Annotated in this window: 19 protein-coding genes and 3 tRNA genes; 14 read left to right on the top strand and 8 right to left on the bottom strand. The window is 61.9% G+C overall.

What is annotated here, in order from left to right:
* Nucleotides 1-31: 31 nt before the first annotated feature.
* Nucleotides 32-430: a RidA family protein gene (locus JQ558_RS12270; protein WP_212272930.1), complete on the top strand. Its 399-nt coding sequence runs from the start codon at nt 32-34 to the stop codon at nt 428-430.
* 113 nt (nt 431-543) lie between these two features.
* Here JQ558_RS12270 and glnA read toward each other — a convergent pair whose 3' ends face one another.
* A complete protein-coding gene (gene glnA, locus JQ558_RS12265; RefSeq protein ID WP_212293784.1) occupies nt 544-1953 on the bottom strand; it encodes a type I glutamate--ammonia ligase in 1410 nt (469 codons plus the stop codon).
* Between the two features lie 156 nt (nt 1954-2109).
* The gene (locus JQ558_RS12260) at nt 2110-2448 is read right to left on the bottom strand and encodes a P-II family nitrogen regulator (RefSeq protein WP_027537227.1); all 339 of its coding nucleotides are present in this window, start codon (nt 2446-2448) and stop codon (nt 2110-2112) included.
* 365 nt (nt 2449-2813) lie between these two features.
* Here JQ558_RS12260 and JQ558_RS12255 point away from each other — a divergent pair, with 365 nt between their 5' ends.
* On the top strand, nt 2814-4313 hold the full coding sequence (locus JQ558_RS12255; RefSeq protein WP_212293783.1) for an NAD(P)H-hydrate dehydratase: 1500 nt from the start codon (nt 2814-2816) through the stop codon (nt 4311-4313).
* A 516-nt stretch (nt 4314-4829) separates the two neighbouring features.
* Here JQ558_RS12255 and JQ558_RS12250 read toward each other — a convergent pair.
* A complete protein-coding gene (locus tag JQ558_RS12250) occupies nt 4830-5915 on the bottom strand; it encodes an enolase C-terminal domain-like protein (protein ID WP_212293782.1) in 1086 nt (361 codons plus the stop codon).
* Nucleotides 5916-5925: 10 nt separating this feature from the next.
* Nucleotides 5926-7254, bottom strand: a complete 1329-nt coding sequence (locus JQ558_RS12245) for a multicopper oxidase domain-containing protein (RefSeq protein ID WP_212293906.1) — start codon at nt 7252-7254, stop codon at nt 5926-5928.
* Between the two features lie 137 nt (nt 7255-7391).
* On the opposite strand from JQ558_RS12245, the gene JQ558_RS12240 reads away from it, so the two are divergent.
* The 8 genes from JQ558_RS12240 (at nt 7392) to JQ558_RS12205 (ending at nt 15946) form a co-directional block, all read left to right on the top strand.
* Nucleotides 7392-7476 (top strand) — tRNA-Leu (locus tag JQ558_RS12240).
* A 164-nt stretch (nt 7477-7640) separates the two neighbouring features.
* Complete coding sequence (gene tig / locus JQ558_RS12235) at nt 7641-9002, top strand: trigger factor (RefSeq protein WP_212272938.1); 1362 nt, start codon at nt 7641-7643, stop codon at nt 9000-9002.
* A 250-nt stretch (nt 9003-9252) separates the two neighbouring features.
* On the top strand, nt 9253-9888 hold the full coding sequence (locus JQ558_RS12230; protein WP_212001188.1) for an ATP-dependent Clp protease proteolytic subunit: 636 nt from the start codon (nt 9253-9255) through the stop codon (nt 9886-9888).
* Nucleotides 9889-10317: 429 nt separating this feature from the next.
* On the top strand, nt 10318-11592 hold the full coding sequence (clpX, locus tag JQ558_RS12225) for an ATP-dependent Clp protease ATP-binding subunit ClpX (RefSeq protein ID WP_027537232.1): 1275 nt from the start codon (nt 10318-10320) through the stop codon (nt 11590-11592).
* Between the two features lie 323 nt (nt 11593-11915).
* Complete coding sequence (lon, locus tag JQ558_RS12220; RefSeq protein WP_212208120.1) at nt 11916-14339, top strand: endopeptidase La; 2424 nt, start codon at nt 11916-11918, stop codon at nt 14337-14339.
* 105 nt (nt 14340-14444) lie between these two features.
* Complete coding sequence (locus tag JQ558_RS12215; protein ID WP_212293781.1) at nt 14445-14846, top strand: GFA family protein; 402 nt, start codon at nt 14445-14447, stop codon at nt 14844-14846.
* 52 nt (nt 14847-14898) lie between these two features.
* Nucleotides 14899-14975, top strand: a tRNA-Val gene (locus JQ558_RS12210).
* 110 nt (nt 14976-15085) lie between these two features.
* The gene (locus JQ558_RS12205; RefSeq protein WP_212293905.1) at nt 15086-15946 is read left to right on the top strand and encodes a class I SAM-dependent methyltransferase; all 861 of its coding nucleotides are present in this window, start codon (nt 15086-15088) and stop codon (nt 15944-15946) included.
* Nucleotides 15947-16010: 64 nt separating this feature from the next.
* On the opposite strand, the gene JQ558_RS12200 is transcribed toward JQ558_RS12205, so the two are convergent.
* From JQ558_RS12200 to JQ558_RS12190, 3 genes are all read right to left on the bottom strand, one after another.
* Nucleotides 16011-16178, bottom strand: a complete 168-nt coding sequence (locus tag JQ558_RS12200) for a hypothetical protein (protein ID WP_212208119.1) — start codon at nt 16176-16178, stop codon at nt 16011-16013.
* Between the two features lie 111 nt (nt 16179-16289).
* Nucleotides 16290-17546 (bottom strand): peptidase T, encoded by a 1257-nt coding sequence (gene pepT / locus JQ558_RS12195; RefSeq protein ID WP_212293780.1) that lies wholly within the window; start codon nt 17544-17546, stop codon nt 16290-16292.
* Between the two features lie 104 nt (nt 17547-17650).
* Complete coding sequence (locus JQ558_RS12190) at nt 17651-17950, bottom strand: HU family DNA-binding protein (protein ID WP_212208117.1); 300 nt, start codon at nt 17948-17950, stop codon at nt 17651-17653.
* A gap of 227 nt (nt 17951-18177) precedes the next feature.
* Here JQ558_RS12190 and JQ558_RS12185 point away from each other — a divergent pair.
* A tRNA-Asp gene (locus tag JQ558_RS12185) sits at nt 18178-18254 on the top strand.
* 160 nt (nt 18255-18414) lie between these two features.
* Here the strand turns inward: JQ558_RS12185 and JQ558_RS12180 are convergent.
* Nucleotides 18415-18615, bottom strand: a complete 201-nt coding sequence (locus JQ558_RS12180; RefSeq protein ID WP_212208116.1) for a hypothetical protein — start codon at nt 18613-18615, stop codon at nt 18415-18417.
* A gap of 829 nt (nt 18616-19444) precedes the next feature.
* Here JQ558_RS12180 and JQ558_RS12175 point away from each other — a divergent pair.
* From JQ558_RS12175 to JQ558_RS12165, 3 genes are read left to right on the top strand one after another with little or no spacing between them, the layout of a single operon-like run.
* Nucleotides 19445-19810, top strand: a complete 366-nt coding sequence (locus tag JQ558_RS12175; protein ID WP_192733458.1) for an NADH-quinone oxidoreductase subunit A — start codon at nt 19445-19447, stop codon at nt 19808-19810.
* Complete coding sequence (locus JQ558_RS12170) at nt 19801-20397, top strand: NADH-quinone oxidoreductase subunit B family protein (protein ID WP_192733457.1); 597 nt, start codon at nt 19801-19803, stop codon at nt 20395-20397. The genes JQ558_RS12175 and JQ558_RS12170 overlap by 10 nt, the downstream gene beginning before the upstream one ends.
* 12 nt (nt 20398-20409) lie before the next feature.
* The gene (locus JQ558_RS12165) at nt 20410-21021 is read left to right on the top strand and encodes an NADH-quinone oxidoreductase subunit C (protein WP_212293779.1); all 612 of its coding nucleotides are present in this window, start codon (nt 20410-20412) and stop codon (nt 21019-21021) included.

Raw genomic sequence — 21021 nt, 5'->3', positions numbered from 1 at the left:
TCAACTTCTCTGGACTTGAACAGGCCGCCACATGAAGTCTCGCGTAGAGACACTCACGCCGCCGAACACGCCGAAGCCGATCGGCCCTTACAATCATATCGCCAAGGTCGGCCAACACATCTCGATTGGGGGGACGGCCGGCTTCGATCCGGCGACGGGACAATTGGCTGGCGCTGATGTAGGCGCGCAGACACGGCAAATCCTGAAATCATTCGCGGTCATGCTTGAAGCCGTGGGGTCCGATCTCAATCATGTGCTGCACATCAATATCTTCTTGCAGCACATGTCCGACTTCGAGGCGATGAACGCGGCCTATGTCGAGATGATGGGAGATCACAGACCGGCGCGGACGGTCATTGCGGTGAAGGAGCTGCCCAAGCCCGGCGTGTTGCTGACGATGAATCTCACCGCCGTAACGCGAGAGGGATGATCCTGCGTTCCGAGCACCGGTGTTCAGATGTGTTCAAAAACAAAAGGCGCCCCGTTCGGAGCGCCTTTCGCATTTGTGAACCGTGACATCAGCGGCGCGAACGCCGCGAAAAATCACAGCGAATAGTACATGTCGAATTCGACCGGATGCGGGGTCATCTCGAAGCGCTCGACTTCGGTCATCTTCAGCTCGATGTAGCTGTCGATGAAGTCGTCGTCGAACACGCCGCCGTTCTTGAGGAACGCGCGGTCCTTGTCGAGGTTTTCCAGCGCCTCGCGCAAGCTGCCGCACACCGTCGGGATCTGCTTCAGCTCTTCCTTCGGCAGGTCGTAGAGGTCCTTGTCCATCGCCGGTCCGGGATCGAGCTTGTTCTTGATGCCGTCGAGGCCTGCCATCAGCATCGCGGCGAAGCCGAGATACGGATTGGCCATCGGGTCGGGGAAGCGCACTTCGACGCGCTTGGCCTTCGGGTTGGCGGTGTAGGGGATGCGGCACGAGGCCGAACGGTTGCGCGCGGAGTAGGCGAGCAGCACGGGGGCTTCATAGCCCGGGACCAGACGCTTGTAGGAGTTGGTCGACGGGTTGGTGAAGGCGTTGATCGCCTTGGCGTGCTTGATGATGCCGCCGATGTAGTGGAGGCAGGTCTCGGAGAGGTCGGCATATTTATTGCCGGCGAACACCGGCTTGCCGTCTTTCCAGATCGACTGGTGGACATGCATGCCCGAGCCGTTGTCGCCATAGATCGGCTTCGGCATAAAGGTGGCGGTCTTGCCGTAGATGTGCGCGACCTGATGGATGCAATATTTGTAGATCTGCATCTGGTCGGCCATCAGCGTCAGCGTGTCGAACTTCATGCCGAGTTCGTGCTGGGCGGAAGCGACTTCATGGTGATGCTTCTCGACCTTGACGCCCATCTTGGCCATCGCGCCGAGCATTTCCGAGCGCATGTCCTGCACCGAATCCTGCGGCGGGACCGGGAAGTAGCCGCCCTTGGTGCGGATGCGGTGACCGAGATTGCCGCCTTCATATTCGGTGTCCGAATTGGTTGGCAGTTCCGAGGAGTCGAGCTTGAAGCCGGTGTTGTAGGGATTGGCGGAAAAGCGCACGTCGTCGAATACGAAGAACTCGGCTTCCGGTCCGACGAACACGGTGTCGCCGACGCCCATCGACTTGACCATCGCCTCGGCCTTCTTGGCCATGCCGCGCGGGTCGCGGTTGTAGGGCTCGCCGGTGGTCGGCTCGAGCACGTCGCAGGTGATGACCATGGTGGTTTCGGCGAAGAACGGATCGATCGTCGCGGTGACCGGATCGGGCATCAGGCACATGTCGGATTCGTTGATCGCCTTCCAGCCGGCAATCGACGAGCCGTCGAACATGGTGCCTTCGGCAAAGATTTCCTCGTCGATCATGCCGATGTCGAAAGTCACGTGCTGCCACTTGCCGCGCGGGTCGGTGAAGCGCAGGTCGACGTATTTTACGTCGTTGTCCTTGATCGATTTCAGGACGTCTTTGGCGGTCTTCATGAATACCCCTTTTGGTTTCCAGGACTCTGCGACAACGACATTTTCGCAAACAACACGCACACACAGACAAAGTGGTGAGATATCGCAAACGAAATCAGGCCGCCGAAGCAGCCCTTTTCTTGTTTTTCAGTCGCAAAATGCGGGATAGCACCCGGCTTAGATAGCGTCCAGCCCGGATTCTCCGGTTCTGATCCGGATCGCTTCTTCGATGTTGGAGACGAAGATTTTGCCGTCACCGATGCGGCCGGTCTGGGCGGCGCGGCGGATCGCGTCGATGGCTTTCTCGACCAGTTCGTCGGATATCACGATCTCGATTTTGACCTTGGGCAGGAAGTCCACGATGTATTCCGCACCGCGATACAGTTCGGCGTGGCCCTTTTGCCGGCCGAAACCCTTGGCCTCGGTCACGGTGATGCCCTGCAGTCCGACCTCCTGAAGCGCCTCTTTCACCTCGTCGAGCTTGAACGGCTTGATGATGGCTTCGATTTTTTTCACTGAGCGCCTCCCGGGCATTACAAATTGCAGAGCAGTTAGTTTCGATGTCGCGCGTGGCGCCGTCTGGTCGTCGATCCCTGATCAGGGCCCGAAACGCTCGCATTTGCCGCGAACGACGACGGTCCTGAGCCGGCTTCCTTACCGACTTCCCCAAAAGCAGGGTCTATGCCAAGTTGTTAATGCGCCTGATTTTGGAATGTTATCAGACTTTTAACGGGCAATCGGCAGAGGTCGAACCGGACGCTGCATGATACCCAAGCCTACCAAATAGGCAAACCGATCAATCGGTATGCAGCTAGTGGAAGTTTGGCTGCGGCCGATATCGGAAATGCCTCTGGAAAAGGCTGATAGATCGAGGATTCGGCATGGAAGTTCTGACCACCACTGAGATGGAGCGTGCCGACCGAATGACCATTGCCGCCGGCACGCCCGGCTTCGCGTTGATGATGAGCGCGGGCCAGGCCGTTGCCGAAGCCGCGATGGAACTGGTCGAGGAGGGCCCGATCGTGGTGGTTGCCGGCCGTGGCAACAATGGCGGCGACGGGTTCGTTGCTGCGGCCGAACTTGCCGCGCGCGGCCGCGAGGTTTCGGTGATCCTGCTCTGCGAGCGGGACAGCCTGACGGGCGACGCGGCAATCGCGGCGAAGGGCTGGAAATATCCGGTGCTGCCGTTCAATCCGCAGGCGATCGGCAAGCCTGCGCTGATCATCGATGCGCTGCTCGGCGCAGGTCTCAACCGTCCCGTGAAAGGCGATCCGTTTGAGATGATCGAGGCGATCAACGCCAACGGCGCGCCGGTCCTCGCTGTCGATCTGCCGAGCGGCATCAATGGCACCACCGGTGCCGTGATGGATGTTGCGATCAACGCCGTCGAAACCGTGACGTTCTTCCGCAAGAAGCCGGCGCATCTGTTGCTGCCCGGGCGGATGCATTGCGGCCGCGTCCGCGTCGCCGACATCGGCATCGATGCGCATGTGCTGGGCGAGATCCAGCCGCAGACAACGGAAAACGTCCCGCAGGCCTGGCAGGGATGTTTTCCGGTGCCGCGTATCGACGGCCATAAATATGCGCGTGGTCACGCTGTCGTCGTCTCCGGCGACGTGGCCTCAACCGGCGCGGCGCGGCTGGCGGCACGCGCCGCGCTGCGGGCCGGCGCTGGCCTCGTCACGCTGGCCTCGCCGCGCGAGGCGCTCGCGGTCAATGCTTCGGCGCTGACCGCGGTGATGATCCGCGCGGTCGATAGCGCGGTCGAATTCGCTGACATGCTGAATGACAAGCGGCTCAACGCCTGCGTGATCGGGCCGGGCGCCGGAATCAGCGCGCGCACGCGCGATATCGTCCACACCGCCTTGTCGGCAAAACGTCACCTCGTGCTCGATGCCGACGCGCTGACGAGTTTTGCGCAAGAACCGGAGCGGCTGTTTGAATCGATCAAGGCGTCCAGCGATCCGCAGGTCGTGCTGACCCCCCATGAGGGCGAGTTTCCGCGGCTGTTCAGCGACATCAGCAACAAGCATCCGGGCCGCTCCAAACTCGAGCGGGTGCGTGACGCCGCCTTACGCTCTGGCGCCGTGGTGCTGCTGAAGGGGCCGGATACGGTGGTGGCGTCGCCCGACGGGCGCGCCAGCATCGCCGCCAACGCGCCGCCCTGGCTCGCCACCGCCGGCGCCGGCGACGTGCTGGCGGGGATCATCGCAGGGTTCCTGGCCCAGGGCGTGCCGGCCTTCGAGGCCGCCTGTATCGGCGTCTGGATGCACGGCGAGGGCGCCCGCGAGGCGGGTCCCGGCCTGATCGCGGAAGATCTGACCGAGGTGCTGCCCGCGGTGTTCCGGCGGCTCTATGATGAGTTCGGTGTTGATTATTAGGACCGCCTCATCATGGCGCTCGATCTATGCCTACGCTCGATCAGTCCAAATCTGCGCGGCACGCGCGCGACGGACGACGATATACATTTCTTGAAATCTCGATTGCCCACCGGTTTGACACCTGACTGGCTCATGGCCCTTTTGAGAGGGTATGCGCTAGCGGGCGTTGGCTTCAGCTTAAACGAGGATCACGACGAGTCTGGGATCGGAGCCGAAGTTATTTGGCTAACGCCTGAACAGATTGTGTCCGAGAGCGTCGAATGTGAGCCCGGGATGTCAGTGCTGTCCTATGGATTTCTCGCAGTAGGAGCGTGTGCGGAGGGATCAGGAGATCCATATTTTCTGGATCTCAGGAATTCTTCTGACGATCCGCCCCTTGTCAGGATTCCTCACGACTACGCGGTTTCGGTCCCCTATCCACTCGATAAAATTGAAGTTGTGACTTCGAGCATGTCCGAGTTCTTTCGGAATTCCCATCTCTGGGGCGCCTAATCCGCGGACGAGCGGAGCTTTCCGCTAAGTCACCAGATATTTCGCCACCGCCGCCTCGTTCCATTCCAGCCCAAGGCCGGGACCTCGCGCGGTCAGCGTGCCGTCGATGATCTCGGCGGGGTGGGCGAGGATGACGCCGGCAAAATCGAGGAATTCGAGCCAATGCGCTGATGGCGTCACCGCCAGCATGTGGGCGCTGGCTTCGGCGAACAGATGGCTCGACACCGGAATGTTGGCGGCTTCGGCTTGCGCTGCGACTTGCAGCCAGCCGGTGACGCCGCCGCATTTCATCAGGTCGGGCATGATGAAGTCGCTGGCGCCGGCCGCGATCGCCTCGGCAAAGCCGCGCGGGAACCACCAGTTCTCGCCGGCCTGGATCGGCGTCGGCGACGTCTGGCGCACCTTGGCATGGCCCAACAGACTTTCCTGTGGCACCGGCTCTTCGATCCAGTGCAGGTCATAAGGGGCGAGGCGGGCGATGCGCCGGCCGGCTTCCGCAGGATCGAGCGACTGGTTGAAGTCGATCATCAATGCGATGTCCGGGCCGAGCAGGGCGCGCACGCCCTTGACCACCCGCTCGTCATTGGCGGCGTCGCCATCGCCGCCCTTGATCTTGATGCCGCGAAACCCCTGCTCCAGCGAGCGGCGCAGCGCCTTCTCGTCGGCAATGGGATCGACCACGCCATAGCTGTCATAGGCCTTGATCGGCCGCGGCGCGCCACCGAGCAACTCGGCCAATGGACGACTAGCCATCTGGCCGAGCGCGTCCCAATAGGCCATGTCGAGGCCGGACACCGCCATGCCGACGAGGCCCTGCCAGCCGAGCAGGCGGAATTTTGCGTCCATCGCCTTCATCAGGTCAAACGGCGCGACCGGCTTGCCGACGAGTTCGCGCCCGATCTCCTCAATCAGGTGCACCAGCGGCTTCACTGTCAGTTTGGCGTAGGCAAAGATGTAGGCGCGTCCGGTAACGCCCTGATCGGTCGCGACATCGATCAGCACCATCGGTGCGGCATCGATTGTCGAGAAAGCGGTCTTCACGGGCCGCGCGATCGGCACCACCAGGCCGCGGGCGGTGACGCTGCGAATGGCGGGTACGGATGAGCTCATGCTGACCTCCTCATTCCACACTGTACCATCGCACCAGGCGGGGGGCCGCCCAATCGGTCGCGACGGATTCGATCAGCCAGCGTCCGGCATATTCGGCGGCGAAGGCGATGCGGTGCGTTTGGCCGGGTTCGATGGCCAGCGTATCCAGCCAGAACGGTTTCCAGCCGTCGTCGAGCCGGTCGAGCAGCCGGAAGTGATGGCCGTGAAGGTGGAACACCGTCGGGATGGCGCCGCGGTTGTTCAGGGCCAGCACAACGGTACGTCCCGCCTTGGTACGGAAGGCGGGCGCGGCAGTCGCCGCGAAGTTCGCCGGCGGCACCCAGTCGCCTTGCGGCCCGCCAAGGGCCAATTCGGCCCGGGTGGCACCCTTGAGGTCGAGTCGCTCCGGCAAGCCGTTGGAAGGTAACGGCGGCGCCGGGGGAAGCGGGGCGGCGCGGACCGGCGGTTCGCCCGACACGATCAGCCTGCCGATGGGGCGGGCCTCCTTGCCGTCATGGACCAGAATCGTTGCGGTGGTCCCGGCGGGCGCCGTCACATCGATAAAGACATCGACGCGGCCGCCGGGGGGCAGCACAAGCGCGCCGTTTCGGGCCTGGAACGGCTCGGAGGGCTGGCCGTCGATGGCCATGACGCGGACGTCGAGATTCTCGATTTTAGCCGCGATAACAGACCGCTGGCAGCCACTGATGAAGCGAATCCTGATCCGTTCATTGGTTCGCGCTGTAATATCGAGCGAAAGCCGGCCGTTGGCCGTCAAAACCGTTGCGGCGTCCTTGGGATCTAACCCGGGCGCGATGGCGGTTCCGTCCGGGCGCAGCCGCCAGTCCTCGATCAGAAACACCTCGTCGCGATCGACGGCGACAGTCTCGCTTTCCCGGACCACCACTGCGCGAGCCCGGGATGGCCGTGCCTGGCCGTCGCCGAGAAGGGTCAGATCACACAGCTGCGTTCCGGCATGTCGCAGCGGCAGTTGTAGAGTTTCCCTCATCCCGGCGGCGAGCGGCGCGCGGGCCGTCAGCGATTCGGCGCTCGCGGCGCCGTCGAGCCCTCGCCAATTGAGGGCAACGGGCTGCGGCAGCTCATTGGCGAGTGTGACTTCAACGGTGTCGCCGCGCTTGAACCTGACCTCCGGCGATCCAAGCGACCAAACCGGCGTCGCCGGCGCTCCTGGCCGAAGCGCAACAACATCGCCTTTGGCTTGCAGCGCCAGCGCTGCGCGGCCTTGAGCAGAGCCAATGGCGGGCCATATCGGGAGCAGGGCGGCAGCGCCCAGTCCGGCCATCAGCTCGCGTCGGTGCAGCAGGGATTTGGGGCTTGCCATGAGACCGATGCGGACCATTTTCTGAAGGTCCTGTCCAGCTGTGACGCCTTGCCTCGGGCGGCGTTCAAAAAGCGCCATTTTTTTGCTGCGGACCGGTGGGCGCATGTTATAAGCCCGCCGCTCGCGGCATCGCGGCCGGACTGGATGCTTTTTACGCGGGCGTGGCGGAACTGGTAGACGCGCTGGATTTAGGTTCCAGTGACGAAAGTTGTGGGGGTTCGAGTCCCTCCGCCCGCACCAAGCGCTCTATTCAAGCGTTTGCATGATGAATACTGGAGGGCCTGTTTCCCCGGTTGGGGAGTTGGGTCAGCCGAACCACCGGCGCAGGCTTTAAGGGCCCCGCGTCGACCCAATTGACAATGTCGGGGCCATGCGCCCTGCCGAAACGGAAGAAGATTGACGCCATGCAGGTCACCGAAACCCTCGTCGAGGGATTGAAGCACGAGTTCAAGATCAGCGTCCCCGCATCGGATCTCGATGCCAAGGCCGGCGCCAAGCTGATTGATCTCAAGGACAAGGTGAAGCTCAACGGCTTCCGTCCCGGCAAGGTGCCGGTGAGCCACCTGAAGAAGGTCTATGGCCGCTCTGTCATGGCCGAGACCATCGACCAGACCATCCGCGACACCAACACGCAGATTTTTACCGATCGCGGCTTCCGCCTTGCGACCGAACCGAAGATCACGATGCCGACCGAGGAAAAAGAGGTCGAGGAACTCCTCGCCGGCAAGACCGATCTCACCTACACGGTGGCGATCGAGGTGGTGCCGACGATCCAGCTTGCCGACTTCAAGAGCTTTACCGTCGAGAAGCCGGTCGTCGACGTGTCCGACAGCGATGTCGACGACGCCATCAAGCGCATCGCCGACCAGAGCCGCCCCTATAACGCCAAGAGCGAAGGCGCGAAGGCCGAGAACGGCGATCGCGTCACCATCAACTTCACCGGCCGCATCGACGGTACGCCGTTCGAGGGTGGCACCGGCGAGGGCATCCAGGTCGTGATCGGCACCGGCCAGTTCATTCCGGGCTTTGAAGAGCAGTTGATCGGCATCGGCGCGGGCGAGACCCGCAACCTGAAGGTTTCCTTCCCGAAGAACTACGCGAGCGAAAAGCTCGCCGGCCAGCCCGCCGAGTTCGAAACCACCGCCACCGCCATCGAAGCTCCCGGCGAGACCACCGTCGATGACGAGTTCGCCAAGACGCTGGGCCTCGAATCGCTCGACAAGCTGAAGGAAGCCGCGCGCGAGCGCCTGGTTGCTGAGTTTGCCGGTGCGACGCGCCAGCGCGTCAAGCGCGCGCTGCTCGACCGTCTCGACGAGAGCCACAAGTTCGAAGCGCCGCCGTCGCTGATCGCTGAAGAGTTCAATCTAATGTGGAACTCGATCAAGGCCGAGATGGAGTCCAGCGGCAAGACCTTTGCCGACGAGAACACCACCGAGGACGCCGCCAAGGAAGAGTACCAGAAGATCGCCGACCGCCGGGTCCGTCTCGGCCTCGTGCTGTCGGAGATCGGCGAGAAGAACAAGATCACCGTCACCGACGACGAAGTCAGCCGCGCCGTAATCGAGCGGGCGCGGTCGATGCCGGGCCGCGAGAAGGAAGTCTGGGACTACTATCGCAACAACGCCAATGCGCTGGCCCAGCTTCGTGCGCCGATTTATGAAGACAAGGTGGTCGATTTCATCCTCGAGCTCGCCAACGTGACCGAAAAGAAGGTTTCGCGTGAAGACCTGTTCAAGGATGAGGACGCTGAGAAAACTGCCGCTTAATCCCGGCACCTGATGTTAATGATGAACGGCGAAAGCGGCGGGGCTCCGGCATCCGTCGCTATGAGTTCGGCTGCGAATCAGTTTGAACTCGTCTAGCTCAGCCCGCCATTGTCCGGCCTTGTCGCCGGGGAATTGGCTCATATCTGAGTTCTGTCTGTGAAGTCCTGCATCACGGGACGTTCGTCCACTTCTGGCAAATCAAGTCTGGTTGCCGCTGGATGTTCGCCCCCGCCAACCCTTTAGGTGATACATGCGCGATCCCGTTGAAACCTACATGAACCTTGTTCCGATGGTGGTCGAGCAGACCAACCGCGGTGAACGCGCTTACGACATTTTCTCGCGCCTGCTGAAGGAGCGCATCATCTTCCTGACCGGTCCGGTCGAGGATGGCATGGCGACGCTGACGGTCGCGCAGCTGTTGTTCCTTGAAGCCGAGAATCCGAAGAAGGAAATCTCGATGTACATCAACTCGCCCGGCGGCGTGGTGACATCGGGCCTGGCGATCTACGACACCATGCAGTTCATCCGTCCGCCGGTGACGACGCTGTGCACCGGGCAGGCGGCCTCGATGGGCTCGCTGCTGCTGGCGGCCGGCCACAAGGACATGCGCTTCTCGCTGCCGAATTCGCGCATCATGGTGCATCAACCCTCAGGCGGCTTCCAGGGCCAGGCCACCGACATCATGCTGCACGCGCAGGAGATCTTGAATCTCAAGAAGCGGCTCAACGAAATCTACGTGAAGCACACCGGCCAGACCTACAAGGCGATCGAGGATGCGCTGGAGCGCGACAAATTCCTGACCGCCGACATGGCCAAGGACTTCGGTATTGTCGACAAGGTGATGGATAAGCGTCCGGAAGAGCCGGCGATGACCAAGACCCCGTAAGGTAACGGGTGGAGGTACCCACGCGTTGACCTTGACAGGTGGGCCCAATCGGCAAATTACGCTCTAAGCGGCTGTCCATGCCCGAACGTAGGCAGAAAGTTCCGCTTTCGTGCTGGTTTGGCAGCGTGGTAATCGCGCAACGCTTGGGTGATTTCGGCAACTTCTCCACGTGCGAAGGCCGAAAATCACGGTATTGTCACGGTGTCCGCTCCGTGCCCGGTTAGCGAATTCTTGATAGTCGGGTGTCAGCATGGTTGGCTGTGACGGATCGGGTAGGATCTCGGGGATTCGAGTAAACCGTGATTCGAACGACGCGTATTGAGTTAAGGTCTTTTTTGGTACGGAATTTGCTCTATCTACTTTCAGGTCCGGCTTGGTACCGGAATGGGTCGATCGAGTGACGGGATCGAACGGCGGACGGAGAATAGAATGAGTAAGGTCGGCACGAGCGACTCCAAGAACACGCTGTATTGCTCGTTCTGTGGCAAGAGCCAGCATGAGGTCCGCAAACTGATCGCGGGACCCACCGTATTCATCTGCGACGAATGCGTTGAGCTCTGCATGGACATCATCCGTGAGGAGAACAAGTCCTCGCTGGTGAAGTCTCGCGACGGCATTCCGACGCCGAAGGAAATCTGCAAGGTGCTGGACGACTACGTGATCGGCCAGAGCCACGCCAAGAAGGTGCTCTCGGTCGCCGTCCACAATCACTACAAGCGGCTCAACCACCAGACCAAGCACAACGACGTTGAACTCGCGAAGTCGAACATCCTGCTGATCGGTCCGACCGGTTCGGGCAAGACGCTGCTGGCCCAGACGCTGGCGCGGATTCTCGACGTGCCGTTCACGATGGCGGATGCAACCACGCTGACCGAAGCCGGCTATGTCGGTGAGGACGTCGAGAACATCATCCTGAAGCTGCTGCAGTCGGCCGACTACAACGTCGAGCGCGCGCAGCGCGGCATCGTCTATATCGACGAAATCGACAAGATCAGCCGCAAGTCCGACAATCCGTCGATCACCCGCGATGTTTCGGGCGAGGGCGTGCAGCAGGCGCTGTTGAAGATCATGGAAGGCACCGTTGCCTCCGTGCCTCCGCAGGGCGGCCGCAAGCATCCGCAGCAGGAGTTCCTGCAGGTCGACACCACGAACATCCTGTTCATCTGCGGCGGCGCCTTCTCTGGGCTCGAGAAGATCATCTCCGCACGCGGCCGTTCGACCTCGATCGGTTTCGCAGCGCAGGTCCTGGCGCCGGAAGACCGCCGCACCGGCGAAATCTTCCGCCATGTCGAGCCGGAAGATCTCTTGAAGTACGGCCTGATCCCGGAATTCGTCGGCCGCTTGCCGGTCGTCGCGACGCTGGAAGATCTGGACGAGGCTTCGCTGAAGAAGATCCTGACCGATCCGAAGAACGCGCTGGTCAAGCAGTACCAGCGGCTGTTCGAAATGGAGAATATCGAACTCACCTTCGCCGACGAGGCGCTTGGCGCGGTCGCCCGCAAGGCGATCGAGCGCAAGACCGGCGCGCGGGGCTTGCGTTCGATCCTCGAAAGCATCCTGCTCGAGACCATGTTCGATCTTCCGGGTCTGGAAGGCGTCGAAGAGGTGGTGATCTCGCGCGAAGTGGTCGAGGGAACTGCCCGTCCGCTCTACATCTACGCGGACCGTTCCGACCGCGCGGTCGAGAGCAGCGCCAGCGCCTGATAGGGCCCTGGTCGGGGATGGATTTCTGTCCCAAACAGGACGGCTGCCGGGACATTCCGGCGGCCACAGCGGCGTAGTTGTTGCGCAGCAATCCTTCGCGTTTAGCCCCATTTGACGGGCATTTTTCGTGACTTGACACCCCCGTACCCGATAGCCACCTAATGCTCTCGGTGGCGAAGCTCATGCCTGAGATTCGTCGCCAAACGATCCGGAAAAACAGGCTGCGAAGGTGGCTTGCAGCCCCGGAACCTCCCGGCACCTTGTGGCGGTTGCGCACAAAGAGCGGACTGCGTGCAAGGGGGCACAACAAAAGGAATTAGGCTATGACTTCAGCCAAACCCCGGCCATCTATCGTTCACGGCGAAAGCCACTCTTATCCGGTGCTGCCGCTCCGCGACATCGTCGTATTCCCGCACATGATCGTGCCTCTGTTCGTCGGCCGCGAGAAGTCGATCCGCGCGCTCGAAGAGGTGATGAAGAACGATGCGTTGATCCTGCTCGCCACGCAGAAGAACGCCTCCGACGATGATCCGAGCCCGGATTCGATCTACGAAGTCGGCACGCTCGCCAGCGTCCTGCAGCTGCTCAAATTGCCCGACGGCACCGTGAAGGTGCTGGTCGAGGGCTTGGAGCGCGCACGCGTCCAGAAATATTCCGACCGCAGCGAATATTACGAAGCCACCGCCGTTGCGCTCGCCGATACCGATGCGACCTCCGTCGAGGCCGAGGCGCTCGCGCGTTCGGTCGTGTCCGACTTCGAAAGCTATGTGAAGCTGAACAAGAAGATCTCCGCCGAAGTCGTCGGCGTGGTTCAGGCAATCACTGATTTCGCCAAGCTGAGCGATCAGGTCGCCCAGCATCTCGCCGTCAAGATCGCCGATCGCCAGGGCATCCTGGAGACGTTGTCCGTCACGCAGCGCCTGGAGAAGGTGCTGGGGCTGATGGAGAGCGAGATCTCGGTGCTGCAGGTCGAGAAGCGCATCCGCTCGCGCGTCAAGCGCCAGATGGAGAAGACCCAGCGCGAGTATTACCTGAACGAGCAGATGAAGGCGATCCAGAAGGAACTCGGCGACGACGAAGGTCGCGACGAGCTCGCCGATCTGGAAGAGAAGATTGCCAAGACCAAGCTCTCCAAGGAAGCGCGGGAGAAGGCGCAGCACGAATTGAAGAAGCTGCGCCAGATGTCGCCGATGTCCGCGGAAGCCACCGTCGTGCGCAACTATCTCGACTGGCTGCTGTCGATCCCGTGGAACAAGAAGTCCAAGGTCAAGAAGGACCTGGTCGCCGCGCAGGCGGTCCTGGACAGCGACCATTACGGGCTTGAGAAGGTCAAGGACCGGATCGTCGAGTATCTGGCGGTGCAGTCGCGTGCCAACAAGCTGACTGGACCGATCCTGTGTCTGGTCGGACCTCCCGGCGTCGGCAAGACCTCGCTCGGCAAGTCGATCGCGAAGGCGACTGGCCGCGAGTTCGTGCGCGTGTCGCTTGGCGGCGTGCGCGACGAGGCCGAGATCCGCGGTCATCGCCGCACCTATATCGGCTCGATGCCCGGCAAGATCATTCAGTCGATGCGGAAGGCGAAGTCCTCGAATCCGCTGTTCCTGCTCGACGAAATCGACAAGATGGGCGCCGATTTCCGCGGCGATCCGTCGTCGGCGCTGCTTGAGGTGCTGGACCCCGAGCAGAACGGCACATTCGCCGACCATTATCTGGAGGTCGACTACGATCTGTCGAACGTCATGTTCATCACGACCGCGAATACGCTGAATATTCCGGGCCCGCTGATGGACCGCATGGAGATCATCCGGATCGCCGGCTATACCGAGAACGAGAAGGTCGAGATCGCGCGCAAGCATCTGATCCCGAACGCCATCTCCAAGCATGGCCTGGATTCCAAGGAATGGTCGATCGACGACGATGCGCTGCTGTTGATGATCCGCCGCTACACCCGCGAGGCGGGCGTGCGTAACCTGGAGCGTGAGCTCTCCACACTCGCCCGCAAGGCGGTGAAGGAGCTGATGATCTCCAAGAAGAAGTCGGTCAAGGTCACCGAGAAGTCCCTCGAGGAATTTTTGGGTGTGCCGAAGTACCGCTACGGCGAGATCGAGAGCGAGCCGCAGGTCGGCATCGTGACGGGCCTGGCCTGGACCGATGTCGGTGGCGAGCTGCTCACCATCGAAGGCGTCATGATGCCCGGCAAGGGCAAGATGACGGTGACCGGCAACCTGCGCGACGTCATGAAGGAGTCGATCTCGGCGGCGGCGTCCTATGTCCGCTCGCGGTCGATCAACTACGGCATCGAGCCGCCGCTGTTCGACCGGCGTGACATCCACGTCCACGTTCCCGAGGGCGCAACCCCGAAGGACGGACCGTCGGCGGGTGTCGCGATGGCGACCGCCATCATCTCGGTCATGACCGGCATTCCGGTCCGGCACGATGTCGCCATGACCGGCGAGATCACGCTGCGAGGGCGGGTGCTGCCGATCGGCGGCCTGAAGGAGAAGCTGCTCGCGGCCGCCCGTGGCGGCATCAAGACGGTGTTCATCCCCGAGGACAACGCCAAGGATCTCACGGAGATTTCCGATGCGATCAAGGGCGGCATGGACATCATCCCGGTCGCCCGGCTTGATGACGTCGTCGCCAAGGCGCTGGTGCGCCCTCCGGTGGCGATCGTGTGGGAAGAGGACACCAAGGTGCCGGTCAAATCCGACGCCACGGACGAAGCCGGTGGCCTGACCGCTCACTGATCGAACGATTTGCAAGATGAGAGAACGGCGCCTTCGGGCGCCGTTTTTGTTTGTGCCGTTTGTGGTTCACCGTGAACCCGGCCCGGCAAGCGGCGTTGAACTGTCATGAAAATCGACGGGCAATGCCATTGCGGGCGCGTGAGGTATCAGGCCGACATCGATCCTGGAAAAGTGTCGATCTGTCACTGCACCGATTGCCAGACCCTGACGGGCTCGCCGTACCGGGTGACGGTGATCGGTTCCGCCGACCAGGTCCGCTTGACCAGCGGGACGCCGAAAATCTACGCCAAGACCGGCGACAATGGCCGAACCCGGTTTCAGCATTTCTGTGCCGAATGTGGTTCCCCGCTGTTCACCAGCGGCGACGGTGGGCCAGATGATTGGGGCATCCGCTGGGGCAGCATTCGCCAGCGCGGCGAACTCAAGCCGGCGCGGCAAATCTGGTGCCGCTCCGCGGCGCCGTGGGTCCATGACCTCAAGGGATTGCCGGCGCGCCCAATGGATTGACTGGATCCGACCTTGCGCCAAAGGGGCGGGCAGGGCTAAACACGGGGCCTGAGGGCGGCTAGCTCAGCTGGTTAGAGCATCTCGTTTACACCGAGAGGGTCGGCGGTTCGAATCCGTCGCCGCCTACCAGCCTTCGCGCTTCGCGCTACGGCTGGGCAAGCCAGCCAGGGTGCGAAGCGCAAAGGCTGTCGCGCCGTAGCTCGTAGAGCGAAGGCGGACCAACAATGAGTATTCCCCACATGGAATCCCCCACCGGGCACGAACAAAACGCCGACCAGATCGCCTACTGGAACGGTCCCGCCGGGCAGCGCTGGGCTGACCGGCAACAGGCGCAAGACATTCTGCTTGGACCCGTCGCCGATCTTGTGATCGATCGCGCCAAGCCCAAGCCGGGCGAGCGGGTCATCGATATCGGGTGCGGCAGCGGAGTCACGACGATCGGCTTCGCGCAAAAGGTTGCTCCATCAGGTCATGCGTTGGGCGTCGACATATCAGGTCCGATGCTGGCGCGGGCGCGGGCGAGTGCGCCGCAGGGTTTGCCGGTTGATTTCGTTCAGGCGGACGCCACCGTCTACCCGTTCGATCCCGCAAGTTTTGATCTGCTGGTTTCGCGCTTCGGCGTGATGTTCTTTGCCGACCCGGTGGTGTCGTTTGCGAACATGCGCAAGGCGCTGAAGCCTTCGGGGCGGCTGGCCTTCGCCTGCTGGCGCGAGCCGCGCGAAAACCCCTGGATGATCGCGCCGCTGCAGGCGGTCTACAAACACGTGCCGAAACTGCCGCCGCAGGGACCTGAAGATCCGGGCCCGTTCGCGTTCGCCTCCGAAGAGCGCGTGCACCGGATACTCGGCGGCGCCGGCTTCACCGGCATCGCGATGGAGGCATGTCCGCTTTCGATGGATATCGCGATCGGAGGCGGCCTCGATGCGGCCGTGCAGGGCGCCCTTGAAATCGGCCCCACCCATCGGGCGCTGGAAGGCCAGCCGGCCGAACTCCGCGACGCGGCGATCAACTCGCTCCGCGAAGCGCTGGCGCCTCTCGCCAAGGGCGACACGGTGGTGCTTCCCGGTTCGATCTGGATCGTCACCGCGCGCGCTACCTGAATACCGCTAGCTGCGCCCCATGTTACTTTGCATGGGGTTGTCGCGATTTGTGTCCGGGCCCCAGCTACTCGACCGGCTTGCAATATTCCGTCGCAACCGTTGCCGATTGCCGGGTCTCGGAAACGAAGCAGAAATAGAGTTTTGGACCCTTGCGCAGAAACAGTCCGGCGCCGCCGCTCGCCGGCGCCGAGGTCCCGGCGATTGCGTAGTCCTGCGCGAGCAGGGAGCTCACGGTTACTTTCTCGGCTGAGGTTTGCGCCAGGGAAGGCGCTGCACCAAACGCGAACAACCACACAACACAAATCGAACTTCTGATTTTCACACGATCGCTCCCGCTCGTCAGCTAGGCCTTTTCTTCCCAGATCATCGCCAGATGGACGATGGTCTGCACGGCTTTCTCCATGTCCTGAACGCTGACCCATTCAAGCCGCGAGTGGAAGGCGTGTTCGCCGGCAAAGATGTTGGGGCAGGGCAGTCCCATGAACGACAGCCGCGAGCCGTCGGTGCCGCCGCGGATCGATGAGCGCACCGGCGTCAGGCCGGCGCGGCGGATCGCCTCGATCGCGTACGTGACGATTTCGGGGTGGCGGTCGATCACCTGCTTCATGTTGCGGTACTGGTGCTTGACCTCCATCCGGTAGGTCGAGCGCGGATAGTCTTTCATCACGTCCTTGACGATGCCCTCCAGCAGCGCCTCTTTTTCCTTCAAGCCCTCGTCGGTGAAATCACGCACGATGAAGCCGACGGTGGCTTTTTCCAGCGCACCGGAAATGCCGATCGGATGCAGGAAACCCTGCTTGCCTTCGGTGGTCTCCGGCGAGCAGGTGTCTTTCGGCAGGCGATCGACGATAGCGGCGGCGATCTTGATGGCGTGCTCCATCCTGCCCTTGGCAAAACCGGGATGGGTGCTGACGCCCTCGATGGTGATGGTGGCGCCATCGGCCGAAAACGTCTCGTCCTCGATATTCCCCGCGGTCTCGCCATCCATCGTGTAGGCGAAGTCGGCGCCGAGCTTTTTCAAATCGACCTTGTCGACGCCGCGGCCGATCTCCTCGTCCGGCGTGAACAGGATCTTGATGGTGCCGTGCTTCACTTGCGGATTGTCGATCAGGAACTGCGCGGCATCCATGATCTCTGCAAGACCGGCCTTGTTGTCGGCGCCCAATAGCGTGGTGCCGTCCGTCGTGACGATGTCGTTGCCGATCTGGTCGGCCAGCGCCGGATGATCGGCGAATCGAATCACCTGCGTTGCATCAGCCGGCAGCACGATGTCGCCGCCACGGTAATTGCGCACGATCTGCGGCTTGACGTCCTTGCCGCTGCAATCCGGCGAGGTGTCCATGTGCGAGCAGAAGCAGATTACCGGCACCTGCTTGTCTGAATTGGCCGGGATGGTCGCGTAGACATAGCCGTGCTCGTCGAGATGGGCGTCGGAGAGGCCCATTGCCTTGAGTTCGGCCGCGAGCACGCGACCGAGGTCTCTTTGCTTTTCGGTGGAAGGGCAGGTCGGCGAGGCCGGATCCGACTGGGTGTCGATCACGACATAGCGCAGGAAGCGCTCGGTGACACCGTGGGTAAAGGCGAGGGGCGAAGCCAGCATGACAACCGCAACCGGATTTGAGAAACGACGGCGCTCTATAACAGAAAAGCGCCATTCCGAGCCCCCGGAACGGCGCTTGAATTTCGGATCGGAAGTACCGTGACTTAAACGGCTTCCTTGAGTTCCTTGGCCGCGCGGAAGGCAACCTTCTTGCTGGCCTTGATCTGGATCGCTTCGCCCGTGGCGGGGTTGCGGCCCATGCGGGCGGCGCGCTTGCGAACCTGGAGAATGCCGAGACCGACGATACGGATGCGCTCGCCCTTCTTCAGGTGCTTGGTGATCATGGTGACCATGTCGCTCAGAATCGATTCAGCCTGCTTCTTGGACAATTCCTGGTCCTCGGCGATAGCCGCTGCCAGATGCTTCAGCGTGATCGTCGCCGGAGTCGCTGCTTTCTTCGCCATATTCGGCCCTCCTCGGTGATGAATGGCTTTACGGAAACTTAGGCGTATCAGGCCTTAAACGATTCGGGAGGCGGGTGCCTACGCTGTTTTGCCTGCAAATAGGCCATTATTCGCATCGGCATCGCAAAAAGGCCCATTTGACAAGGGGATTCGCAACGTCCTTGACTAAAACAAGGAGGGCCTTTAAGTCCTCGCTTCTGCGCGGATCAAGACGTGATTACGCATCCGCGGGAGTAGCTCAGTTGGTTAGAGCGCCGCCCTGTCACGGCGGAGGCCGCGGGTTCGAGTCCCGTCTCTCGCGCCATTTTTCAATGGCTTAATGACAAATCCCCCTATCGTCGGACTGGAACTCGGTTGCGCTCAAACGCGGCCCGATAGTTCCAGCGTGCGGCAGAAGTGGCGGCGCGGCCAACAAAAAAGCCGCCCGAAGGCGGCCGTCTTGCCGGTGCTGAGAACAAAACCCCTTAGCGGACCGTCGAGGTCTGCGAGCTGGTGATGACCACCGGCTTGCCCGCCTTCACGACCTGGGTCTGGGCCGTCTGGGTGTATTCCGAATTGGTGCGCGCCGAGATGCCGAAAGCTGCCACCGCGATACCAGCCACGAGCGCCACAACCACGATCTTCAGGTGGGTCGAACGGTCTGCCGAGTGAATTGAGTGGTTCATGTGATGCCTCCGAGGCGTCTATGCGCCATCTGATGGCAAGAGATGTACGCCTCGTCTGTTTCGGGACGGTTTCGTGGATTCCGTGAAATGGTTTCGTCCGGCGGGTTTTTGGGGCGGTTTTGCGCCTTTTCGGCGTCCTTAGGCGGTTCCCTGTTGGCGCGGCGAAGGCATAATCCAGCCAGGCCGGGATGAAATATAAGCAATAACAATAGGATAAGACGAGGTCGGCTGCTTACCCGTTTGTTTGATGTCCGCGCGTATCGACACCGGACGAGATGAACAGCAGCGCGCCTACACGTGACCTCGGCCGGCAGAAGCGAATAGCGCGCGGCGCCTGCGCCACGGTCGTTCTTTAGTTCGTCCGTTGATCATGCCGGACGCGAGCGGGCCGACGCCCCGGCCAACGCAGTTTGGCGGTCACTCAGGATGATCGCGTACGCCGGCGCTCGCATGCTCGGCGACGTGTGTGCGATCGCCAAAAATCGGCCCGAGGCGGAAGCGACGCCCTGGTTTTGAAATCCTGCGTCAGCATGCACATCGCGAACACCGGAGCGGCGAGCCCGGACATCCTGTTGGTTGATCGGCACACCAATTGCGCGCCGCATGAGCAGGGTTCGCATGGATGGATTGCGCGTGGAGCACGGCGCGAAACGCAGGCCGGGGTGGCGACGGCAACGCCCTGCTTTCCTGAGTTGTCCACGGCGTGGGAGCGCCGGTTAGACCACAAAATAGCTTGTCTTGCGCCCTCTGTTGCGCTGCGCTAAGCCTCAAGAATAATTCCAATCAGCGAATCTGCGGCTGTCCGAAACCGCAGGAAAAGGTCCCGCCGATGAACGGCATCCTGCAGAATTACCTTCCACTTATAGTGTTTGTCGGGGTGGCAAGCCTGATCGGTCTGGCGCTGTTGATCGCCCCGTTCCTCGTCGCGTTCCAGCAGCCCGATCCGGAAAAGCTTTCCGCCTATGAATGCGGATTCAACGCTTTCGATGACGCCCGCATGAAGTTCGACGTCCGCTTCTATCTGGTGGCGATCCTTTTCATCATCTTCGACCTCGAGGTGGCGTTCCTGTTTCCGTGGGCGGTGGCTTTCGGCAAGCTCGGCGCCACCGGCTTCTGGTCGATGATGGTGTTCCTCGCCGTCCTCACGGTCGGCTTTGCCTACGAATGGAAGAAAGGCGCGCTCGAATGGGATTGAGCCCCACCGCCGTATCGCACGGGTCTTCGCCGGTGATCGCGCCGGCCGCGACCGGCATTATCGATCCCTCTACCGGCAAGCCGGTCGGCGCCAATGACCCGTACTTCCTCGAGGTCAATCACGAGCTTTCGGACAAGGGCTTCTTCGTCGCCGCGACCGACGATCTCATCACCTGGGCGCGCACCGGCTCGCTGATGTGGATGACGTTCGGTCTCGCCTGCTGCGCCGTCGAGATGATGCAGGTGTCGATGCCGCGTTACGACGTCGAGCGCTTCGGCTTTGCGCCGCGCGCTTCGCCGCGGCAGTCCGACGTCATGATCGTGGCGGGTACGCTGACCAACAAAATGGCGCCGGCGCTGCGCAAGGTCTACGACCAGATGCCGGAGCCCCGCTACGTGATCTCGATGGGGTCGTGCGCCAATGGCGGCGGCTATTATCACTATTCCTACTCGGTCGTGCGCGGCTGCGACCGGATCGTGCCGATCGACATCTACGTGCCCGGCTGCCCGCCGACGGCGGAAGCGTTGCTCTACGGCGTGCTGCTGCTGCAGAAGAAGATCCGGCGCATCGGCACCATCGAACGCTAAGGTTTCAGGTCAATGGATGACGGCAAGCTCGACGCCTTGGGGCAGACGATTGTTAGCGCGCTTCCGGGTGCGGTCAGCGGCCATGCGGTCGCGTACAACGAACTCACGATCACGATCGATGCGACCAAAATCGTCGAGGTCGTCAAATTCCTGCGCGACGATCCCGCCTGCCGTTTCGTCAGCATCATCGACGTCACGGCGGTGGATTATCCCGGCCGCGAAAAGCGCTTCGACGTGATCTATCACTTCCTGTCCCCTGTGCTGAACGGGCGCCTCCGCGTGCGCACCGAGGCCGACGAGACCACGCAGGTGCCGTCGATCATCGACGTGTTTCCCGGCGCCGACTGGTTCGAGCGCGAATGCTACGATCTCTACGGCGTGATCTTCACCGGCCATCCCGACATGCGCCGCCTGCTGACCGATTACGGCTTCGACGGCCATCCGCTGCGCAAGGATTTCCCGCTCACCGGTTTCGTCGAGGTGCGCTACGACGACCAGGAGAAGCGGGTGCTGTACGAACCCGTCCGTCTCAACCAGGAATTCCGCAAGTTCGATTTCCTCTCGCCATGGGAAGGCGCCGATTATCCGCTGCCCGGCGACGAGAAGGCGGAGCCGAAGGCCTGA

The sequence above is a fragment of the Bradyrhizobium sp. AUGA SZCCT0160 genome, assembly GCF_018130105.1.
GTDB lineage: Bacteria > Pseudomonadota > Alphaproteobacteria > Rhizobiales > Xanthobacteraceae > Bradyrhizobium.
This window is presented reverse-complemented; position numbering and strand designations above follow the sequence as displayed.